The sequence below is a fragment of the Actinotalea sp. genome (genome assembly GCF_035443605.1).
In the GTDB taxonomy this organism is placed as follows: Bacteria; Actinomycetota; Actinomycetes; order Actinomycetales; family Cellulomonadaceae; genus Actinotalea.
Genome location: NZ_DAORSQ010000008.1, coordinates 1 through 20,840 on the forward strand (window position 1 = coordinate 1; position 20,840 = coordinate 20,840).

The 20,840-nt window shown below is 73.6% G+C and carries 17 protein-coding genes; all 17 read right to left on the reverse strand.

The window, feature by feature from the left end; genetic code table 11:
- Nucleotides 1-4: 4 nt before the first annotated feature.
- The gene (gene dnaE, locus PKY62_RS01930; protein WP_324534305.1) at nt 5-3,553 is read right to left on the reverse strand and encodes a DNA polymerase III subunit alpha; all 3,549 of its coding nucleotides are present in this window, start codon (nt 3,551-3,553) and stop codon (nt 5-7) included.
- 57 nt (nt 3,554-3,610) lie between these two features.
- The gene (locus tag PKY62_RS01935; protein WP_324534307.1) at nt 3,611-4,543 is read right to left on the reverse strand and encodes an RluA family pseudouridine synthase; all 933 of its coding nucleotides are present in this window, start codon (nt 4,541-4,543) and stop codon (nt 3,611-3,613) included.
- Entirely contained in the window at nt 4,540-5,124 is a 585-nt protein-coding gene (locus PKY62_RS01940) for a signal peptidase II (RefSeq protein ID WP_324534309.1), read from the reverse strand. Before PKY62_RS01940 ends, PKY62_RS01935 begins: the two co-directional genes overlap by 4 nt.
- 2 nt (nt 5,125-5,126) lie before the next feature.
- The gene (locus PKY62_RS01945; protein WP_324534311.1) at nt 5,127-5,594 is read right to left on the reverse strand and encodes a TraR/DksA family transcriptional regulator; all 468 of its coding nucleotides are present in this window, start codon (nt 5,592-5,594) and stop codon (nt 5,127-5,129) included.
- Nucleotides 5,595-5,694: 100 nt separating this feature from the next.
- Complete coding sequence (locus tag PKY62_RS01950) at nt 5,695-6,423, reverse strand: DivIVA domain-containing protein (RefSeq protein ID WP_324534313.1); 729 nt, start codon at nt 6,421-6,423, stop codon at nt 5,695-5,697.
- Between the two features lie 116 nt (nt 6,424-6,539).
- On the reverse strand, nt 6,540-6,827 hold the full coding sequence (locus PKY62_RS01955; protein WP_324534315.1) for a YggT family protein: 288 nt from the start codon (nt 6,825-6,827) through the stop codon (nt 6,540-6,542).
- A 1-nt stretch (nt 6,828) separates the two neighbouring features.
- Nucleotides 6,829-7,293 carry a cell division protein SepF gene (locus tag PKY62_RS01960; protein ID WP_324534368.1) on the reverse strand — a complete coding sequence of 155 codons (465 nt, stop codon included), beginning with the start codon at nt 7,291-7,293 and terminating at the stop codon, nt 6,829-6,831.
- Nucleotides 7,294-7,357: 64 nt separating this feature from the next.
- Nucleotides 7,358-8,137 (reverse strand): laccase domain-containing protein, encoded by a 780-nt coding sequence (locus PKY62_RS01965; RefSeq protein WP_324534317.1) that lies wholly within the window; start codon nt 8,135-8,137, stop codon nt 7,358-7,360.
- Nucleotides 8,134-9,372 carry a cell division protein FtsZ gene (gene ftsZ, locus PKY62_RS01970; RefSeq protein WP_324534319.1) on the reverse strand — a complete coding sequence of 413 codons (1,239 nt, stop codon included), beginning with the start codon at nt 9,370-9,372 and terminating at the stop codon, nt 8,134-8,136. The genes PKY62_RS01965 and ftsZ overlap by 4 nt, the downstream gene beginning before the upstream one ends.
- A 179-nt stretch (nt 9,373-9,551) precedes the next feature.
- Nucleotides 9,552-10,367, reverse strand: a complete 816-nt coding sequence (locus PKY62_RS01975) for a cell division protein FtsQ/DivIB (RefSeq protein WP_324534321.1) — start codon at nt 10,365-10,367, stop codon at nt 9,552-9,554.
- A 98-nt stretch (nt 10,368-10,465) separates the two neighbouring features.
- Nucleotides 10,466-11,920 (reverse strand): UDP-N-acetylmuramate--L-alanine ligase, encoded by a 1,455-nt coding sequence (murC, locus tag PKY62_RS01980; RefSeq protein ID WP_324534323.1) that lies wholly within the window; start codon nt 11,918-11,920, stop codon nt 10,466-10,468.
- Nucleotides 11,917-13,032, reverse strand: coding sequence for an undecaprenyldiphospho-muramoylpentapeptide beta-N-acetylglucosaminyltransferase (gene murG / locus PKY62_RS01985; protein WP_324534325.1), 1,116 nt, complete (start codon nt 13,030-13,032; stop codon nt 11,917-11,919). Before murG ends, murC begins: the two co-directional genes overlap by 4 nt.
- Nucleotides 13,019-14,281 carry a putative lipid II flippase FtsW gene (ftsW, locus tag PKY62_RS01990; protein ID WP_324534327.1) on the reverse strand — a complete coding sequence of 421 codons (1,263 nt, stop codon included), beginning with the start codon at nt 14,279-14,281 and terminating at the stop codon, nt 13,019-13,021. Before ftsW ends, murG begins: the two co-directional genes overlap by 14 nt.
- A 10-nt stretch (nt 14,282-14,291) precedes the next feature.
- Nucleotides 14,292-15,761, reverse strand: coding sequence for a UDP-N-acetylmuramoyl-L-alanine--D-glutamate ligase (murD, locus tag PKY62_RS01995; RefSeq protein ID WP_324534329.1), 1,470 nt, complete (start codon nt 15,759-15,761; stop codon nt 14,292-14,294).
- 5 nt (nt 15,762-15,766) lie between these two features.
- Nucleotides 15,767-16,849 (reverse strand): phospho-N-acetylmuramoyl-pentapeptide-transferase, encoded by a 1,083-nt coding sequence (gene mraY / locus PKY62_RS02000; protein WP_324534331.1) that lies wholly within the window; start codon nt 16,847-16,849, stop codon nt 15,767-15,769.
- Nucleotides 16,846-18,909, reverse strand: a complete 2,064-nt coding sequence (locus PKY62_RS02005; protein WP_324534333.1) for a UDP-N-acetylmuramoyl-L-alanyl-D-glutamate--2,6-diaminopimelate ligase — start codon at nt 18,907-18,909, stop codon at nt 16,846-16,848. The genes mraY and PKY62_RS02005 overlap by 4 nt, the downstream gene beginning before the upstream one ends.
- Before the next feature lie 50 nt (nt 18,910-18,959).
- A partial coding sequence (locus tag PKY62_RS02010) for a peptidoglycan D,D-transpeptidase FtsI family protein (protein WP_324534335.1) occupies nt 18,960-20,840 on the reverse strand: 1,881 nt, incomplete at its 5' end.

The following is a 20,840-nucleotide window of genomic DNA, read 5'->3' on the forward strand; positions in this document are numbered from 1 at the left end:
GGACTCAGGTCAGGCAGCCGGGGCCGAGCAACGCCTTGAGGTCGCCGAAGAGCGCCGGGGAGCGGTCGATCCGCAGACCCTCGTCGAGCCGCATCACGGTGGCCCGGCCCGGCTGCGTGAGCTTGAGGTGGACCTCGGTCACGCCTGGATGCGTCGCCAGGACCTCGCGCAGCCGCTCGACCACGGGGGCTGTGCACCGCGCCACCGGCAGCGTGATCGTCATGGGCAGACCGTCGACCGAGGACACGTCGGGAAGCGAGACCTCGACGGCCTGGAGCTGCATGGTGTCATCGCGGCGGCGAACCCGGCCACGCACCGTCAGCACGGCGTCCTCGGCCAGGAACGTCGAGTACGCGAGGTACGTCTCACCGAAGAACATCACCTCGATCGACCCGTCGATGTCCTCCAACGTCACGGCCGCCCACGGGTTGCCGTTCTTCGACATCTTGCGCTGCAGCGAGGTGACCAGCCCGCAGATCGTCACCATCGACCCGTCGGCGCGCGTCTCGTCGGCGACGAGCGTGACGATCGAGCAGTCGGACGCCGCCCCGAGCACGTGCTCGAGGCCGGACAGCGGGTGGTCGGAGACGTACAGCCCGAGCATCTCGCGCTCGAACGCGAGCCGCTGCTTCTTGTCCCAGTCCGGCACCTCGGGCACGACGACCGAGAACCCGGACCCGTCGCCATCGCCCCCGCCGAGGTCGGCGAACAGGTCGAACTGCCCCTCGGCCTCCTTGCGCTTGACCCCGATGACCGCGTCGACGGCCTGCTCGTGCACCAGCAGCAGCCCGCGCCGACCGTGACCGAGGGAGTCGAACGCCCCGGCCTTGATGAGCGACTCGATGGTGCGCTTGTTGCACACGACGGCGGGCACCTTGTCGAGGAAGTCGGTGAACGACGTGAACGCGCCGTGCTCCTCGCGCGCCCGGACGATCGCGTCGACGACGTTGACGCCGACATTGCGCACCGCCGTGAGACCGAACCGGATGTCCACGTCGACGGCCGTGAAGTTCGCGGACGACGAGTTGACGTCCGGCGGCAGCACCGTGATGCCCATCCGGCGGCACTCACCGAGGTACAGCGCGGACTTGTCCTTGTCGTCGCGCACCGAGGTGAGCAGGCCGGCCATGTACTCGGTCGGGTAGTTGGCCTTGAGGAACGCCGTCCAGTAGGAGACGACGCCGTAGGCGGCCGAGTGCGCCTTGTTGAACGCATACCCCGCGAACGGCACGAGGACGTCCCACACGGCGGTGATCGCCTCGTCGGAGTACCCACGCTCACGCATGCCCGCCTGGAACGGCAGGAACTCCTTGTCGAGGATCTCCTGCTTCTTCTTGCCCATCGCGCGGCGCAGCAGGTCGGCCTGGCCGAGGCTGTACCCGGCGAGCTTCTGGGCGGCGCGCTGCACCTGCTCCTGGTAGACGATGAGCCCGTAGGTGACACCGACGACGTCGTCGAGGGGCTCGACCAGCTCGGGATGGATGGGCTCGATCTCCTGCAGGCCGTTCTTGCGCAGGGCGTAGTTGGTGTGCGAGTTCATGCCCATCGGGCCCGGTCGGTACAGCGCGATGACGGCCGAGACGTCCTCGAAGTTGTCCGGCCGCATCTGGCGCAGCAGCGCGCGCATCGGCCCGCCGTCGAGCTGGAACACACCGAGGGTGTCGCCGCGGCCGAGGAGCTCGTACGTCCTCGGGTCGTCCAGCGCCACGTCCTCGATGAGGATCGGTGCCTTGCCGTTGGCGGCGATGTTCTCCAGCGCGTCGTCGAGGATCGTGAGGTTGCGCAGGCCGAGGAAGTCCATCTTGATCAGCCCGAGCGCCTCGGCCGCCGGCTGGTCGAACTGCGTGATGATCGCGCCGTCCTGCGGCCGCTTCATGATCGGGATGATGTCGATGAGCGGGTCGCTCGACATGATGACGCCGGCCGCGTGCACGCCCCACTGCCGCTTGAGGTTCTCCAGCCCGCGGGCCGTCTCGAGCACCTTCTGGGCGTCCGGGTCCGCCGCGACGACCTGGCGGAACTCGTCCGCCTCCGCGTAGCGGCTGTTGGACGGGTCGTACATCCCCGAGAGCGAGATGTCCTTGCCCATCACCGCCGGCGGCATCGCCTTGGTGAGCTTGTCCCCCATCGCGAACGGGTAGCCCAGCACGCGCGAGGAGTCCTTGAGCGCCTGCTTGGCCTTGATCGTGCCGTAAGTGACGATCTGGGCGACGCGGTCCTCGCCGTACTTGTTGGTGACGTAGCGGATCACCTCACCGCGCCGACGCTCGTCGAAGTCGACGTCGACATCGGGCCACGAGACGCGCTCCGGGTTGAGGAAGCGCTCGAAGATCAACCCGTGCTCCAGCGGGTCCAGCTCGGTGATCCCCATCGCGTAGGACGCCATCGACCCGGCGGCGGACCCGCGCCCCGGGCCGACGCGGATCCCCTGAGCCTTGGCCCAGTTGATGAAGTCGGCGACGACGAGGAAGTAGCCGGAGAAGCCCAGGTCCGTGATGACCCCGCACTCGTAGTCGGCCTGCCGGCGCACGTCGTCGCTGATCCCCCCGGGATAGCGGCGGTGCAGGCCGTGCTCGACCTCCTTGACGAACCAGGACCGCTCGTCCTCGCCGGCCGGGACCTCGAACCGCGGCATGTAGTTGGCTGACGTGTTGAACTCGACGTCGCACCGCTCGGCGATGAGCAGCGTGTTGTCGCAGGCCTCGGGGACCTCCGACCAGAGCGCGCGCATCTCGGCGGCGGACCACAGGTAGAAGCTCTCCGCCCCGAAGGCGAACCGGCTGCCACCCTGGTCGGACGTCGGCTCGGCGAGCGTCGAGCCGGACTGCACCGCGAGCAGCGCCTCGTGCGCGTGGGCGTCCTCACGGCGCGTGTAGTGCAGGTCGTTCGAGGCGATGAGCGGGGCACCGATGGTCTTGGCGAGCCGCAGCAGGTCGGGGATGACCCGGCGCTCGATGTCCAGCCCGTGGTCCATCAGCTCGACGTAGAGGTTCTCCTTGCCGAAGATGTCCTGCAGATCGGCGGCGGCCCGCACGGCCTCGTCCCACTGGCCCAGGCGCAGCCGCGTCTGCACCTCGCCAGACGGGCAGCCCGTGAACGCGATGAGACCGTCGTGGTACGTGCTGAGCAGGTCGCGGTCCATCCGCGGCCACTTGCCCAGCTGGCCCTCGAGCGAGGCCAGCGATCCCATCCGGAAGAGGTTGTGCATGCCCGCCGTCGTCTGCGACAGCAGGGTGAGGTGGGTGTAGGCACCGCGCGCGGAGACGTCGTCGGACGCCTGGCTCGCATCTCCCCAGCGCACGCGGGTCTGGTCGAACCGGCTGGTGCCCGGCGTGACGTACGCCTCGACCCCGATGATCGGCTTGATCCCGTGGTTGCGGGCCCGCTGCCAGAAGTCGAACGCCCCGAAGAGGTACCCGTGGTCGGTGATCGCCAGGGCCTTCTGACCGAGCCGCTCGGCCTCGGTGAGCAGCTCCTCGATGCGCGCGGCGCCGTCGAGCATGGAGTACTCGGTGTGCGCGTGGAGATGAACGAAGTCCCCCGCGGCAGCCATGCCGTCGATTCTAGGTCGCCCCACCGACATGCCGGACGCGCCCGTCCCCGCGCGGGCTCAGGCGCCGGCGCGCAGGATCGTCAGGGCGCTGTCGAGGTCCGCCGGGTAGGCGCTCGACAGCTCGAGCCGCTCCCCCGTGCTGGGGTGGTCGAAGGCGAGCCGCATGGCGTGCAGCCACTGCCGCTGGAGCCCGGCCCTGGCGGCCAGCGTCGGGTCCGCGCCGTAGGCGAGGTCGCCCACGCACGGGTGGCGCAGGGCCGACATGTGCACGCGGATCTGGTGGGTGCGGCCCGTCTCGAGGTGGATCTCCAGCAGGGACGCCGCCGGGAACATCTCGAGCACCTCGTAGTGCGTCACCGACGGCTTGCCGTCCGCGATGACGGCGAACCGATAGTCCGCGCCAGGGTGCCGGCCGATCGGCGCGTCCACCGTGCCGCGCGTCGGGTCGGGGTGACCCTGCACGACGGCGTGGTAGATCTTGTCGACCGTGCGCTCCTTGAAGGCGCGCTTGAGCACGGTGTAGGCCCGCTCGCTCTTGGCGACCACCATGAGGCCGGACGTCCCGACGTCGAGGCGGTGCACGACGCCCTGACGCTCGGCCGCGCCGGAGGTCGAGATCCGGAAGCCCGCCGCGGCGAGCGCACCGACGACGGTCGGCCCGGTCCAGCCCGGCGAGGGGTGCGCGGCGACGCCGACGGGCTTGTCGACCACCACGAGGTCGTCGTCCTCGTGCACGATGCGCATGCCCGGCACCGCCTCGGGCTCGACCGGCGCGGCGTGCGCGTCGAGCGCCGTCACGTCGACCTCGAGCCACGCCCCGGCCGTGAGGCGGTCCGACTTGGCGACGGGCTGGCCGTCGAGGAGCACGGCGCCGGCCGCGACGAGGTCGGCGGCCCGGGTGCGGGAGACCCCCAGCAGTCGCGACAGCCCGGCGTCGACCCGCTCGCCCGCCAGACCGTCCGGCACCGGCAGCGAGCGCGCGGCGCTCACGCGTCCTCGGAGGTGGACGAGCCGGCGGCGGTGCTCGCGGCACCGGTGGCAGCCGCGCCGTCGTCCTCGGCCCCGGGCAACCCGTCCGCCCCGTGCCGGGTCCCGTCGAGGCCGATGCCGCGCAGGCTGAGCACCATGATCAGACCGGCGGCACCCACGATCGCGATGTCCGCGACGTTGCCCACGAAGAGGTCCCCGTAGGCGATGAAGTCCACGACGTACCCTCGACCGAAGCCCGGCGGACGCGTCAGCCGGTCGATGAGGTTGCCCAGCGCGCCGCCGAGCAGCAGCCCGAGCGCCAGCGCCCAGCCGCGCGACCCAAGCCTGTTCGCGATCCGCAGGATGACCACGGTCACGCCGATGGCCGCCACGACGAAGATCCACGTCATGCCGGTCGCCAGCCCGAGGGCGGCGCCGGGGTTGTGCAGCAGCTCCAGGCCGAGCAGGTCCCCGACGAGGGGGGTGCGTTCACCCTCGGTGAGGTTGGCCAGCGCCCACGCCTTGGACAGCCGGTCGAGCACCACGGCGACGACGGTCACCGCGGCGAACGCTGCGACCAGGGGCCGCCGGACAGCCAGCACGGTCAGCGACGCTCCTGGCGTGCCTTGCACGTGACGCACAGCGTCGCCCGGGGGAAGGCCTGGAGCCGCGCCTTGCCGACGGCCTGGCCGCAGGACTCGCACGTGCCGAAGCCCGGCGCTCCGACGCGCTCCAGGGCGTGCTCGTTCTGCTCCAGCAGGTCGCGCGTGTTGTTGACGAGGGTGAGCTCCTGCTCGCGCTCGAGCGCGCTGGAGCCGGAGTCCGCCTGGTCGTCGCCCGCGCCGTCACCCGAGTAGCGCAGCAGGTCCGAGAGCTCGGCGTCGGCATGGGACAGCTCGACCTTGAGCCGCGCGATCTCGACGGTGAGCTCCCGGGCGATCTCCTCGACCTCGGGCACGGTCCACGGGTCCTCGCCCGGGCGGACCGGGAAGCTGTCGACGCGCGTCTCGATCCCGGCGAGGTGGGCCCGGCCGGCATCGACCGCCGCGGTGTTCGAGTCGTCGTGAGGCATGGCACTCCAAGGTGAAGAAGGTCACGCGAGAGTAGACCTCCCACGGATGACGCACAACGCACCACACCGGGAGACCCGGTGTGGTGCGTCGCGACGGGGTTCAGCCGTTGAACGGCAGGCCCTGGTCCCCTCCGGCGGGGCGCTGCGCGACGGTCGAGCCGCGGGCGTCCAGGTCGCCGAGCAGGTTCTCGAGGTAGCTCTTCAGGCGCGTCCGGTAGTCGCGCTCGAAGACCCGCAGCTCGTCGATCTTGCGCTCGAGGAGGCTGCGCTCCTGCTCGAGCTGCGCCAGCGTGCGGTTCGAGGTGTCCTCGGCCTCACGGACGATCCGCGTGGCCTGGGACTTGGCGTCCGTGATGATGCGGTCGCCCTCCTCCTGGCCGGAGCGGACGTAGTCGTCGTGGAGCTTCTGGGCCAGCTGGAGCATGCCGGTGGCGGACTCGGGCTCGCTGATGCGCTGCGGGGCCGCGACCGCCGGAGCGGTGAACGCCGCGACGACGGGCTCCGGCTCGGGGGCCACGACGACCGGCTCGGGCTCGGGCTCCGGGGTGACGACGACCTCGGGCTCGGGCGTGGGCTCGGGCTCGGGGGCGACGAACGCCTCGGGGGCCGCGAACGGTGCCGGGGCGCCGCCCGTGCGGCTCAGCTCGGCGATCCGACGCTCAGCGGCGGCGAGCTTGCCCTTGAGGTCGTCGTTCTCGGCGCTGACGGCCCGCAGGGTGTTGACGACCTCGTCGAGGAAGTCGTCCACCTCGTCCTGGTCGTATCCCTCTCGGAACTTCGTCGCCTGGAACTTCTTGTTCAGGACGTCGTCTGCGGTGAGCAGAGCCATGGTTCACCTCGGTTGTTCGCGCTGGTCGGACCCGGGCAGTCCGCCGACCGCCAGGATCACGGTAGCGGGTTTGCGGACGGGGCGTCGGGTTCGCCCCCGGTTCGGTGCGGCGTGTCTCACACGGCGGCGAGCACGTTGAGCAGCAGGGAGCACGCCAGCATGACGATGACGAAGGCCAGGTCGAGCCGGACGGAGCCGAGCGAGAGCGGCGGCACGACGCGCCGGACGGCCCTGAGCGGCGGGTCGGTGACCGTGTACGTCGCCTCGGCCACCACGAGCGCCACACCGCGGGGACGCCAGTCGCGGGCGAAGACCTGCACCCAGTCGATGACGAGCCGGACGATGAGGAGCACGAAGAAGATCAGGACGATGACGTAGGCGATGCCCGCGACGAGCTCGAGCACGTCAGCTCTGGTTGTAGAAGCCGGCGCGCTCGGGGCCGGCGACCTGCTCCTCACCGATGACCTCGACGTGCTCGGGCGAGAGCAGGAACACCTTGGTGGTGACCCGCTCGATGGCGCCGTGCAGACCGAAGATCAGGCCGGCGGAGAAGTCGACGAGGCGCTTGGCGTCGGCGTCGGTCATCTCGGACAGGTTCATGATGACGGGGGTGCCCGACCGGAAGGCCTCGCCGATGACGCGCGCGTCGTTGTACGAGCGCGGGTGGATCGTCGTGATCCGGCGCAGCTCTGGCGCGGGCGCGTGGCTCTGCGCGACGGCGCGGCCGGCGGGACGGTGCAGCGGCGTCACCTCGGCCTCGTACTCGGTCGCGACGACGTCGTCGTACTCCTCGAGGTACTCCTCGGCGTGGCCGCGGTCGTCCTCGGCCAGCCCGAGATACAGCATCGTCTTGCGCAGCGCCCCGGCCATCGCGGTCTCCATCGTCAGAACGGTCCATGCGGACCACGGGCGAGGGCCTGCGGTCCGGTCGTTGTCACGCTAACCCAGGGGTCCCGGTGGGCAGCGGCGACACGCCCGGGGTCAGTCGGACGACCGCGGCGAACCTGCCGGCCGGTCGGGCGGTCCCGGCACCGGCCGCGCCCCCGGCGGCGCGGTGGCTGAACCAGCGGTCGTCCGTCAGGGTGCAGGCGGCGAGCCGCGTCGACGCGATCCCCAGCACCCTCAGCTGGCGGGCGACGGCGCCGGGCAGGTCGAGGGACGGCGTGCCCCACGACGTCCTCGCCGCGGTGCCGGGCACGAGCGCCTCGACCTCGTCGCGCAGCCCCGCCGGCACCTCGTAGCAGTCGCCGCAGATCGCGGGCCCGACGACGGCCCGTACGGACGGCGCGTGCGCACCGGCCTCGACCATCGCGGCCACGGCTGCCGGGACCACCCCCGCCACGACGCCGGCCCGGCCGGCGTGCACGGCCGCGACGACGCGGTGCACCGGGTCGGCCAGCAGCACGGGCACGCAGTCCGCCACGAGCACCGCGAGGGCCGCGTCCCCGGCACCGACGATGGCGTCGGCCGCCACGAGGCCATCGGGCGCCCCGCCAGCGGGGCCCGCCGACGTGTCGCAGCGGTGCACGTCGGCGCCGTGCACCTGGCGGACGTAGGTCGCCGGGGCGCCGAGCCAGGCGTCGAGGTCCTGGCGACGACGCACGACGGCGACCGGGTCGTCCCCCAGCAGGAGGCTGAGGTTGCCGGTCGCCGTCGTGGTGAAGGCTGCGCGCACGCCCGGGCCGAGGTCGATCGGCACCCGGGCGGGGCTCACTGCGGGTTCTTGAGGAAGTCCGGCAGGTCCAGGTCGTCCAGGGCGCGCCGGGACGGCCGGTCCTCGAAGACGCGAGGCACCTCGACGGCGCCCGTGCGCGGCTCGCGCTCGTCTGCGAGGAACGTGGGCGGCTCCTCCTCGGCCTGGGCGACCGGGACGACGGCGGGCACCGCGACCGGCTCGACCACGGCGGGGCGGGGCGCGGGCGCGTGCTCGACGACGGGCGGGGCGACGCGCGGGGCGCTGGACACCTGGCCGAGGGCGCGGCTGTCGCGGCGGATGGTCGGCGAGCCGCTGTCGAACCCGGCGGCGATGACGGTGACCCGCACCTCGTCGCCCAGCGCGTCGTCGATGACCGCACCGAAGATGATGTTCGCCTCGGGGTGCGCGGCCTCCTGGACGAGGCGCGCCGCCTCGTTGATCTCGAAGAGGCCGAGGTCGGAGCCGCCCTGGATGGACAGGAGCACGCCGTGCGCGCCGTCGATGCTCGCCTCGAGCAGCGGCGAGGAGATCGCCAGCTCGGCCGCCTGGACGGCACGGTCCTCGCCCCGGGCGGACCCGATGCCCATGAGCGCGCTGCCCGCACCCTGCATGACGCTCTTGACGTCGGCGAAGTCGAGGTTGATGAGGCCCGGGGTGGTGATGAGGTCGGTGATCCCCTGCACACCGGACAGCAGCACCTGGTCCGCGGAGTGGAACGCGTCGAGCACCGAGACCGAGCGGTCCGAGATGGACAGCAGCCGGTCGTTGGGGATGACGATGAGGGTGTCGACCTCGGACCGCAGCCCGTCGATGCCGGTGTCGGCCTGGACGGACCGACGACGGCCCTCGAAGGTGAACGGCCGCGTCACGACGCCGATCGTCAGGGCCCCCAGGCCCCGCGCGATCCGGGCGACCACAGGTGCGCCACCGGTCCCGGTGCCGCCGCCCTCGCCCGCCGTGACGAAGACCATGTCGGCGCCCCGCAGGACGTCCTCGATCTCCTCGGCGTGGTCCTCCGCTGCCTTCTTGCCGACCTCGGGGTCGGCGCCGGCGCCCAGTCCCCTGGTCAGCTCGCGGCCGACGTCGAGCTTGACGTCGGCGTCCGACATCAGCAGCGCCTGCGCGTCGGTGTTGATGGCGATGAACTCGACGCCCTTGAGGCCGACCTCGATCATCCGGTTGACGGCGTTGACACCGCCCCCGCCGATGCCGACGACCTTGATGACCGCGAGGTAGTTCTGGGGAGCCGCCACGTCCGAGCCTCTCGTCCTGCTGTGGACCGCCAACCTTCACCCTGAAGTAGAAGGTTAGAGTTATGTCAGATGCTGTCGGGAGCGACGCTAGGTCGCCGTCGCCGCCCCGGCAACGACCGCGGGCGCGTGTCGCGCGACGAGTCGAGATCGATCCCGGTGCGCCGGGCGAGCGTCGGCCGTCAGGAGCGCGTGATGGGCAGCGTCGGGGCGGAGACGTCGTACACGTCGACCCCCGACGCGACACCGGCTGCACGCAGCGTCGTGAGCACCCGCGCCTTGAGGGCCGACTCGTCCGCGCTCCCCCACTCGACCTGCGAGCCGTCCGTGAGCGCGAAGGCCACGGTGTCCTGGTTCTCCGCCGAGGCCGCGACGACCTGCGTTGCGAGCTCTGGCGGCAGCAGCTGGAGCACCGTGAGCACGGCGGTCATGGCCCGTGCACCCGGGTCGTCCACCGGCACCGTGATGACGGGGATCGCCTCGGGGGCGACGTCGGAGCGGCCCACCTGCACGCCCTCGACGTCCAGCAGCGCGAAGCCGCCGTCACGCGGGACGGCGGCGACGGGCTCGCGCGAGACCACCGTGACGAGCAGGCCGTGCGGCCACGTGCGGGTCACCTGGGCTGCACGCACCCCGGGGACGTCGAGCACGGAGCGCCGCAGCGCGACGGTGTCGAGGCGCGGCAGGGGCACGCCGTCGTACGGCTGGACGACGGCCTGCACGGCGGCGACGTCGACGACGGTGCCCTGACCCTCGACCTGCACCTGGTCGGCCCGCAGCGCCAGCACGGGCGACAGGAGCAGCAGCCACGCCAGGGCGCCGACGACGACGGCGGCGACCGACACGAGGACGATCCGGTCGCGCAGCAGCCGACGGCGCATCGCCACGCGCTCCGCGAAGCGCGCGGCAGAGCCCTGCGAGACGACCGCCGGGCGCACGGGGACCCAGGAGCGCCGCTGGACCTCGGTGCGCGGCAGGGGCTCGGGGTGCGCGGCCATGGTCGACGGCGGCGTGGGCGTCCGGGTCGACGCCGGGCTGGGTGCTGGCGACGGCCGGGGCGCGGGCTCGGGCCGCACGCGCGGCTGCGCGGGGGGCCTCATGCCCCGTCGCCCCGCGCCGGTGGCGCCTGCGCCAGGGTCTCCAGCACCAGCGGCGCGAGGTCCGTGACGTCCCCGGCCCCGACGGTGAGCAGGAGGTCACCGCGCCGCGCCGCGCGCGCCAGTGCCACGGCCGCCTCGGCCTTGTCGGCGATGAACCGCCCGCCGGGGACCTGGTCGGCGATGAGCGCGCCCGTGACCGTGGGGTCCGGGTCCTCGCGGGCGGCGTAGACGTCCGTGACGACGACGAGGTCCGCGAGCGCCAGTGCCCGCGCGAACGCGTCGGCGAAGGTGCGCGTCCGGGAGTACAGGTGCGGCTGGAACAGCGCGAGCACCCGGCCGTCGCCGGCCACGGCGCGTGCGGCCCGCAGCAGGGCCGCCACCTCGGTGGGGTGGTGGGCGTAGTCGTCCACCACCCGCACGCCACCCGCCGTGCCGCGCTCCTCGAACCGTCGGCCGGTACCGCGGAAGGCCGCGAGCCCGCGGGCCGCCGTCGCACCGTCGACGCCGAGCAGCCGCGCGACCGTCCATGCGGCCGCGGCGTTGAGCCCGTTGTGGACCCCGGGCACCGCGAGGTCGAGCGTGACGGGCGCACCGTCGCCCTCCCGGACGGTCGTCGAGCCGCCGCTCGACGCGGGATCGGGCAGCCACGGTCCGACGCGGACGTCCGCGTCCGGTGCCGTGCCGTAGGTGCGCACCGCGGTCCCGGCGGCGCGTGCGCGGTCGGCCAGGTCGCGCGAGCCCTCGTCGTCCGCGCACGCGACGAGCCAGCCGCCGGGGGCGATCCGGGCGGCGAAGTCGGCGAACGCCTGCTCGAACGCCGCGCGGCTGCCGTAGTGGTCCAGGTGGTCGGGCTCGACGTTGGTCACCACGGCGATCTGCGGCCGGTAGGCGAGGAAGGAGCCGTCCGACTCGTCGGCCTCCGCCACGAACACGTCGCCCGTGCCGTCGTGGGCGCCGCCGAGCGGGCCGCTCGATGCCAGCACGCTCCCGCCGATCGCGAAGGACGGGTCCAGGCCGGCCTCGCGGAGCGCGACCGCCACCATCGCGGACGTCGTCGTCTTCCCGTGCGCCCCGGCGACCGCGACCGCGTGCCGGTCCGCCATGAGAGCCGCCAGCGCGCGCGAGCGGTGCCGCACGGCGATGCCCAGGACACGCGCCCTGGCGAGCTCGGGGTTGGTCTCGCGGATCGCGGTGGAGACCACCACCGTGCCGGCGCCCTCGACGTGTGCCGCCGCGTGGCCGACGTGCACCGTGACACCGGCGTCGGCGAGCCGCTCGAGGCCGACGGCCCTGGCGTCGGAGCCCGACACCTCCAGCCCCCGGGCCGCGAGCAGCGTGGCGATCGCGGACATCCCGGCGCCGCCCACCCCCACGAGGTGCACGCGCCCGCGGGCGGCCAGGGCAGCGACGTCCTCGACGTCCTCGACGTCGTCGCCCGGTGCGCCGCTCATGCCAGGGCCTCGACGAGGTCGGCCACCCGCGCGGCGCCGTCCGCCACACCCTCGCCGCGGGCCGCCCGGCCCATCGCGGCGGTCCGCGAGCTGTCGGCCAGCAGGGGCACGACGTGCTCGCGCAGCCAGGCGGGCGTGAGGTCGGCGTCCGCGACGAGCAGGCCTCCCCCTGCCGCCACGACGGCGGCGGCGTTGAGTCGCTGCTCGCCGTTGCCGATCGGCAACGGCACGTAGACCGCCGGCAGCCCGAGAGCGGCGAGCTCGCTCACCGTCCCCGCGCCGGAGCGGCACACCACGAGGTCGGCCGCGGCGAGCGCGTGGTGCATGTCCTCGAGGTACTCGCGCACCGCGTAGCGGTCGGCGCCGGCGAGCCCCGCGAGGACGACGCGCACGGCGTCGGCCTTGCCCGTGCCGGTGAGGTGCAGCACCTGGGCGCCGGAGGCCAGCAGATCTGCGGCGGCGGCGGCCACGGCCGTGTTGAGGCTCACGGCGCCGAGGGAGCCGCCGGTGACGAGCAGCGTGGGCAGCCCCGGGTCGAGCCCGAGCGCGCGGGCACCGTCAGCGCGCGCAGCGGCGGCGTCGGTGTCCCGTGCCGCGGCGAGCGCGGCGACGGGTGGGCGCAGCGGCAGCCCCGTGACCTGGGCTCCCGGCAGCGGGGTGCCCGGGAAGGTCACCGCGACGGCGCGCGCCCACCGCGCACCCAGGCGGTTGGCGAGGCCGGGCCGCGCGTTCTGCTCATGGATGACCACGGGCACGCCGAGCCGACGCGCCGCGAGGTAGGCGGGGGTGGACACGTAGCCGCCGAAGCCGACGACCACCTGGACGTCGTTCTCGGTGATCGCGCGGGCCGCGGCGCTCACGGCGGCGCGCAGCCGGCCCGGCAGTCGCAGCCAGTCCAGGGTGGGGCGGCGCGGCAGGGGGACGCGCGGCACGGGCACCAGCGGGTAGCCGCGCGCGGGGACGAGCCGGGCCTCCAGGCCGGTCGAGGTGCCCAGCACCGTGATCCGCACGTCGGGGTCGCGCCGGCGCAGCTCGTCGGCGACGGCGAGCAGGGGGTTGACGTGGCCGGCGGTCCCGCCACCGGCCAGCAGAACGGACTCAGCCACGGGCACCCCGACCGGTGCGCGACGACCGGCCGACGACGGCGAGCGACCGACGCACCACGCCGGTGCGTGCGGCCAGCGCCTCGGCGGCACCGGGCTCGTTGCGGGCGAACGAGACCACGACCCCCAGCGCGATCATCGTCGTGATGAGCGCCGAGCCGCCGGCGGAGACCAGCGGCAGCGGCACGCCGATGACGGGCAGCAGGCCGATGACCACCGCGATGTTGATGAGCGCCTGGCCGAGCACCCACGCGGCGATCGCCGCGGTGGTGATCTGGACGAACGGGTCGGTGTGCCGGCGGATGACGCGCGCCATCGCCACGGCGAGCACGCCGAACAGGGCGAGCACCAGGACGGTGCCGAGCAGACCGAGCTCCTCGCCGAGGATGGCGAAGATGAAGTCGTTGTGGCGCTCGGGCAGGTAGGACCACTTCTCGCGGCTCTCCCCCAGGCCCTGACCCGTCCAGCCGCCCGACGCCAGCGCGTAGAGCCCGCGCGTCGTCTGGTAGCACTCCTTCTGGGGGTCGCAGTCGTCGGAGAAGAACGCGGTGATCCGCCGGATCCGGGAGTCGGACATCTGGGTGATCTGCCAGATCACGGGCAGCGCGACCGCACCGGCCACGAGGAACATCCGCGTCGGGACCCCGGCGACGAACAGCGCGCCGGCAACGAGCACGAGCATGACGATCGCCGTGCCGAGGTCGTGGCCCAGCAGCACCAGGCCGATCGCGCCCAGCGCGACGACCACCCCGGGGACGAGCACGTGCAGCCACTGGCCGAGCAGGGGTCGCTTGCGGGCGAGCACCGCGCCCAACCACACGGCGAGCGCGAGCTTGACGAGCTCGGAGGGCTGGATCTGGCCCAGGCCGGGCAGGAGGATCCAGTTCCGGTTGCCGTTGACCTCGACGCCCAGCGGGGAGAAGACGAGCAGCTGCAGGCCCAGCGTGACGAGCAGGGCGGGCCACGCGACCCGCTTGTAGAACGCCACAGGCAGCCGGCTGGCGACCCAGGCGATCGGCAGGGCGACGAGCGCGTAGCGCGCCTGGTTGAGGAAGATCCCGTACGGCGACGCCCCGTCGGAGCTGACCAGGGCGTCGATGCTGGAGCTCGACAGCACCATCACCAGGCCGATGGTCAGGAGCAGCGTCGCGGCCCCGAGGATCAGGTAGTAGCTCGTCACCGCGCTGTTCCACTGACCGAGCACCGCACCGCGCTCCCGCGGTGCCACCTCGAGGTCGGGGGCCGAGGTCCAGGACATCGCCGCGACCTCAGGCGCCGGCGGGCAGGCCGAGCCCGCCGACCGCGTCGACGAAGGCCGTGCCGCGGTGGGCGTAGGACGTGAACTGGTCCATCGACGCGCACGCGGGCGCGAGCAGCACCGTGTCGCCCGGCCGGGCGAGCCGGCGGGCAGCGGTCACGGCGCGGCTCATCACCGTCCCAGTGTCGGCGGGATCGATCGTCACGACGGGGATTGCGGGCGCGTGTCGGGCAAGTGCCTCGTGCCACGGCCGCTGGTCGGTGCCGATGAGCACGACGGCGCGCAGCCGGTCCACCCGGTCGGCGACGAGGTCCTCGAAGCGGTTGCCCTTGGCCAGTCCGCCGGCGATCCACACCGCTGTGCCCGCCGCGACCCCGCCGAGCGCGGCGGCTGCGGCGTGCGCGTTGGTGGCCTTGGAGTCGTCGACGTACGCGACGCCGTCGACCGTGGCCACGAGCTGGGTGCGGTGCGCGCCGGGGCGGTAGGCCCGCAGGCCCTCGCGCACGGCGGCGGCGGGCACCCCGTGCGCGCGGGCCAGTGCCGCCGCGGCGAGGGCGTCGGCGACGACGTGCGGTGCCACGCGGCCGTCCGGGCCGGCCAGGTGCGCGAGGTCGGCGAGGGTGCCCAGCTCTGCGGCCGACCGTTGCCGCGCCGGGTCGTCCGGCGGGGCGTGGAAGGCCCGGTCCGCGATGACGCCGTCGACGAGACCGATCTGCCCGGCGGCCGGCGCGCCGGAGGTGGTGCCGACCGCACGCGCGCCGTCGGCGACGTCGGCCTCGCGCACCAGACGCTCGACGAGCGGGTCGCGCGCGCCGTAGACGCACGCGACCGTGACGCGCTCGTAGATGCGGGCCTTCGCCGCCGTGTACGCGGCGAGCGAGCCGTGCCAGTCGAGGTGGTCAGGGGCGACGTTGAGCACCACGGCGGCGTGCGCGGCCATGGTGTGCGTGAAGTGCAGCTGGAAGCTCGACAGCTCGACGGCGAGCACATCCAGCTCCGGGTCGACGGCGGCCTCGACGACAGGCGTGCCGACGTTGCCGACCGCCGGCGCCGCGAGGCCGGCCGCCGTGAGGATCGACGCGAGCATGCCGACCGTCGTCGTCTTGCCGTTGGTGCCGGTGATCGCCAGCCACGGGGCCGGGCCGGCCGCCGCGCCCGCCGTGCCGCGTCCGGCCCGGTCCGCGCGGTCGGCCCGCAGCCGCCACGCGAGCTCGACCTCGCTCCAGACCGGGACCCCACGCGCCGCGGCCGCCGCGAGCACGGGCGACGCGGGCGACCAGCCGGGCGACGCGATGACGAGGTCGGTCGCCCCGAGGTCCACCGCCGAGTCGTCGTGCAGGTCCGCCTGCTCGGAGCGCGCGTCCAGGGTGGTCACGGCGGCGTCGCGCGCCGTCAGCGCCTGGGTCGCGGCGCGGCCCGAGAGGCCCAGCCCGGCGACGAGCACCCGGCGACCCGCGAGGTCGAGCCGGGCCGCGTCCACGGGCACTAGCCGGTCACCCACTCCGCGTAGAACACCCCGACGCCGCCGGCGACGAACAGCCCGGCGATGATCCAGAACCGGATGACGATGGTGACCTCGCCCCAGCCGGAGAGCTCGAAGTGGTGGTGCAGCGGCGCCATCTTGAAGACCCGCTTGCCGGTCATCTTGAACCAGCCGATCTGGATGACGTCGGAGAGCACGACGAGCACGAACATCCCGCCGATGATCGCCGCGAGGACCTGCGTACGGGACAGGATCGACAGCCCGGCCAGCGCGCCGCCGAGGGCGAGCGAGCCGGTGTCGCCCATGAAGATCTTGGCCGGCGAGGCGTTCCACCAGAGGAACCCGAAGCACGCCCCGGTGATCGCGGCCGCCACGACGGCGAGCTCGAGCGGGTCGCGCGTCTCGTAGCAGCGTGGACCGGCCGTGAGGATGTTCTGGCAGCTCTGGTTGTTCTGCCACACCGCCACGAGCACGTACGCACCGAACACGATGAGCGAGACGCCCGTCGCGAGCCCGTCGAGCCCGTCGGTGAGGTTCACCGCGTTCGACCACGCCGTGATGAGGAAGTTGGCCCAGACGACGAAGAGGATGAGCCCCACCGTCGCGCCCTTCCAGGCGAGGTCCAGCTCGGTGTCCCGGATGAACGAGATCTGGGTGGACGCCGGGGTGCGGAAGTTCTCGTTGGGGAACTGCAGCGCCAGCACGGAGAAGACGATCCCCACCACGCCCTGGCCGAGGATCTTCCACCGGGCCGAGAGCCCGAGGCTGCGCTGCCGGGAGATCTTGATGTAGTCGTCGAGGAAGCCGACCACGCCCAGCCCTGTCATGAGGAAGAGCACCAGCAGCGCGGACGCGGACGGCACGTTGCCCGTGAAGAGGTTGGCGCCGCCCCAGCCGATGAGCGTCGCCGCGATGATGACGACGCCACCCATGGTCGGGGTGCCGCGCTTGGTGAAGTGGGCCGTCGGGCCGTCCTGCCGGATGAACTGCCCGTACTGCTTGCGCACGAGCAGCCGGATGAACAGCGGCGTGGCGAGCAGCGCGAGCACCATCGACAGGCCGCCCGAGATGAGGACGGCCTTCACCGGGTGACCTCCGTCAGCATGGCGACCAGCGGCGCGAGGTCGCCCGCGACGAGCACCACGTCCCCGGGCCGGACCTCGTCTGCCAGCAGGGCACGCGCGGCGGCCAGATCGGGCACGTGGCGCGACTCGGCGTCCCAGGAACCCTCCTGGTAGGCGCCGGCGTAGAGCGCGCGCACGGGCGCGCCGACGGCCGCGAGCAGGGTGACGTCGAGCCGCACCGCGAGGCGACCCAGCGCGTCCAGCTCGGCGATCGTGTCCGGCGAGGGTCGCTCGGCCGCCCCGGCGAGCGGTCCGACGACCGCGACGGTGCGGCGTCCGTCGGCGCGGTCGACGAGGTCCCGCAGGGCGGCACGCAGGGCGTCGAGGTGGTCCAGCCCGGTGGCGTCGACGACGGTGACGCCGTCGGACCGCTCGGTGACGGTCGGAGCGCCGGGCGAAACCCCGGTCGGCGGCACGGCGGCGCCCTCGGCGGCGCTGTCGGCCGCGTCCACGCCCGTACCCTCGGCGGCGTAGATCCCGAGGTAGACGTCGCGGTCGTTGTAGCGGTGGAACACCCCGGCGATCTCCTGCGTGGGCTCGTGGCCCTTGCCGGTGACGATGACGGTGTCCCCCTCGCCGGCGAGGCTGACACCCAGGCGCAGCGCGTCGGCACGGGGGCTGGCCTCGTGGACGTCGCGCAGGTCCGGCCGCACCGTCCGCGCGCCGTCGAGGAGGGCAGCGCGGATGACCGCCGGGTCCTCCGAGCGCGGGTTCTCGTCCGTGATGACGACGACGTCGGCCAGGCGCGCGGCGATCTCGCCCATCATGGGTCGCTTGCCCTGGTCACGGTCCCCGTCCGAGCCGAGCACGAGCACCAGCCGGCCCGGCGTGATGGGCCGGACCGCCTGCAGGGCGAGGACCAGCGCGTCGGGCGTGTGGGCGTAGTCGACGAGGCACAGCGGCCGGCCGGGGCCGCGCTCCACCACGCGCTCCATCCGCCCGGGGATCGCGTGCGCCCCCGCGACGCCCGCGACGGCGGCGTCGAGCGGGACGCCAGCGCGGACGGCAAGGACGATGGCCAGCGCCGCGTTGGACACGTTGACGAGGCCGGGCAGCGGGCTGACCGCGGCCACCCGGGTGCCGTCCGGCCCCGTGAGCGTGAAGGTCGACCCCACGCCGTCCAGCCCGATCGTCGCGTCGCTCACGCGCCAGCCGGCCACGTCGCGGCCGAGCGCGTCGTCGCGGGTGGCCAGGGTGTCGACGGGGATGCGGGCCTCGCGCGCGAGGCGGACCCCCCACTCGTCGTCGACGCAGACCACCCCGCGACGCGCCTGCTCGGGGTCGAACAGCCGGGCCTTGTCGCGGAAGTAGCCCGCCATGTCGCCGTGGAAGTCCAGGTGGTCGCGCTGGAGGTTGGTGAACCCGACGACGTCGAGCCGCAGCCCGGCCACCCGCTCGAGCGCGAGGGCGTGCGAGGAGACCTCCATGGAGCAGGCCGTCGCGCCGCGCTCGGCCATGAGGGCGAACAGGCCGTGCAGCACCGGCGACTCGACGGTGGTCCGCGGGCTCTCGATGGCCTCGTCGCCCACGCGCAGCTCGACGGTGCCGATGACCGACGTCACCGGGTGCACCGCGTGCAGTGCGGCGTCGAGGAAGTAGCTCGTGGTGGTCTTGCCGTTGGTGCCCGTGATGCCGACCACGGTGAGGTCCCGTGCCGGGTGACCGTAGAACCACGCAGAGACCTCGCCCAGCAGCGCCCGCAGCGGGCGGCCGGTGACGAGGACGGGGAGCGTGATGCCCTGGGCCTCGACGAGGGCGCGGCCCGCGAGGTCGGTGAGCACGGCGACCGCGCCGTGCGCCACCGCGTCGGCCGTGTACTGCGCACCATGGGCCCGCAGGCCCGGCACGGCGACGAACAGGTCCCCCGGCAGCACGTCGCCCGAGCCGACCGCGACGCCCGTGACGGCAAGGTCGTCCGCGACCCCGTGACCGGCGGGGGTCAGCGCGAAGGCCTCCACGAGGTCGCCCAGGCGGCGTGGTGCGCGATGCTCGGGGCGCATCCGACCCTGGGGGGACGTCACGGGCCGAATCTACCGGGTCAGCTGCGGGTCGGTGACGGCCCGCCGCGCGGTCACTGCCACGTCGAGGGGAACAGCTCCGCGACCGCGCCGCTCGGCGGGACCCCGAGGTGCTGCAGGGCGTAGGCCGTGACCTCGGCGAACACGGGCGCGGCCGTCGCGCCGCCGTAGATCGAGGTCTTCGGGTCGTAGATCGCCACGTTGACGGCGATGCGCGGCGCGTCGGCGGGTGCGATGCCCACGAAGGACGCGACGTTCTTGACCACCCCGTTGCCCTCGAACGACTGCGAGGTACCCGTCTTGCCGGCGACCCGGTAGCCCGGGACGGCCGCGTTGCCGCCGGTGCCCTCCACGACGGCGCTCTCCAGCATCCGCACCACGGTGTCTGCGGTCTCGGCGCTCACCACCTGCACGGGCGCCGGCTGCTCGACGGGGACCATCGCGCCCGTCTCGTCCGCCACGGCCGCGACGAGGTGCGGCGCGACGCGCACGCCGCCGTTGGCGAGCGTCGCGAACACCTGGGTGGACTGCAGGGTGGTCACCGAGACGGCCTGACCGAAGAGCACGGTGTACGGCGAGCGCCCGTCGCCCGTCCAGTCCTCCAGCGTGCGCAGCAGGCCGGCGGACTCGCCCGGCAGGCCGGAGCCCGTCGAGGTCCCCAGGCCGAACCGCGCGAGGTAGTCGAGCCGCACCTGGGGCGGGAGGTTCTGCCCCACCATGACCGTGCCCGTGTTGGACGACTCCGACAGGATCCCGGTGAGGGTGAGGTTGAGGTCGCCGTGCTCGTGCGAGTCCTTGAACACCTCGCCGTTGGGCACGGCGTACTGGTACGGGACGACGTACTGCGAGGTCGGCGTCGCGATGCCCTGCTCGAGGATGGCGGCCATCGCGATGACCTTGGCCGTCGACCCGGGCTCGTAGACCACGGCGGCGGCGCGGCTGGGGTCCGCGTTGGCCGGGTCGTTGGGGTCGACCGTCCCCGAGTCCGCGAGCGCGAGGATCTCGCCCGTGGTGACGTCGAGCACCTCGACGGTCACCCACTGCGCGCCGTGCGTCCAGTACGCCTCGTCGGCCGCGGACTGGGCCACGTACTGCAGGTCGCGGTCGATGGTCAGCTGGACGTCGCGCCCCTGGACGGCGGCGACGACGTCGTCGTCGCCGGTCGGGATCCGCTGGCCGCGCGCGCCCTGCTCGTAGGTCTCCGAGCCAGCGGTGCCCGACAGCACCTCCTCGTACACCTGCTCGATCCCGGCGACGCCGGCGACGACGTCGGTGCTCGGGTCGGGGTGCCCGAGGAAGCCGACGACGTTGCCCGCCGTCGTGCCCCCGGGGTAGACCCGCTCCGTGGTGCGCTCGCCGCTGATCCCGGCGATGCCGAGGTCCATCACCTGGCGGTAGACGTCCGGGGCGAGGTCCCGGGCGATGATGACGTACGGGTCGTCGCCCAGCAGCGCGGCGCCGAGCTCTGGCGCCGGCGTGCCGACCAGCGGCGAGAGCAGCGCCGCGGCGTCGACGACGGCGTCGACGCCGTCCTTCCAGTCCGCCACCTGCAGCTGGTTGGCCACGAGGTCGTACCGCTCGACCGACGTCGCCAGGACCACGCCGTCCGCGTCGAGGATCTCGCCGCGCACCGCGGGGATCTCCACGGTGAGGAGTCGGTTGTTGTACGCGACGTCGGCGAGCGCGCCCGTGTCCAGGCCCTGGACGTAGACGAGCCGTGCGACGAACGTCAGCAGCACGAGCACGATCGCCGCCAGCAGCATCCGCTGGCGGCGGTGCGGGTGGGCAGGTGCAAGGGGCGTGCGGACGGCCGGCGGCGCCGGGGGGACGCGCCGGGGGCGGACGACGGTGCGCTGCTGCTGGGGGCGCGGGGCCGCGGTGCGCTGCTGCTGCGTGCGCGGGGCCGCGGTGCGCTGCTGCTGCGTGCGCGGGGC

What these genes read in the sequence shown, in the direction of transcription:
- dnaE (WP_324534305.1), bottom strand. Translation starts at nt 3,553, where the DNA reads ATGGCTGCCGCGGGGGACTTCGTTCATCTCCACGCGCACACCGAGTAC.
- PKY62_RS01975 (WP_324534321.1), bottom strand. Translation starts at nt 10,367, where the DNA reads ATGGCCGCGCACCCCGAGCCCCTGCCGCGCACCGAGGTCCAGCGGCGC.
- murC (WP_324534323.1), bottom strand. Translation starts at nt 11,920, where the DNA reads ATGAGCGGCGCACCGGGCGACGACGTCGAGGACGTCGAGGACGTCGCT.
- PKY62_RS01950 (WP_324534313.1), bottom strand. Translation starts at nt 6,423, where the DNA reads ATGGCTCTGCTCACCGCAGACGACGTCCTGAACAAGAAGTTCCAGGCG.
- PKY62_RS01945 (WP_324534311.1), bottom strand. Translation starts at nt 5,594, where the DNA reads ATGCCTCACGACGACTCGAACACCGCGGCGGTCGATGCCGGCCGGGCC.
- PKY62_RS01960 (WP_324534368.1), bottom strand. Translation starts at nt 7,293, where the DNA reads ATGGCCGGGGCGCTGCGCAAGACGATGCTGTATCTCGGGCTGGCCGAG.
- ftsW (WP_324534327.1), bottom strand. Translation starts at nt 14,281, where the DNA reads ATGTCCTGGACCTCGGCCCCCGACCTCGAGGTGGCACCGCGGGAGCGC.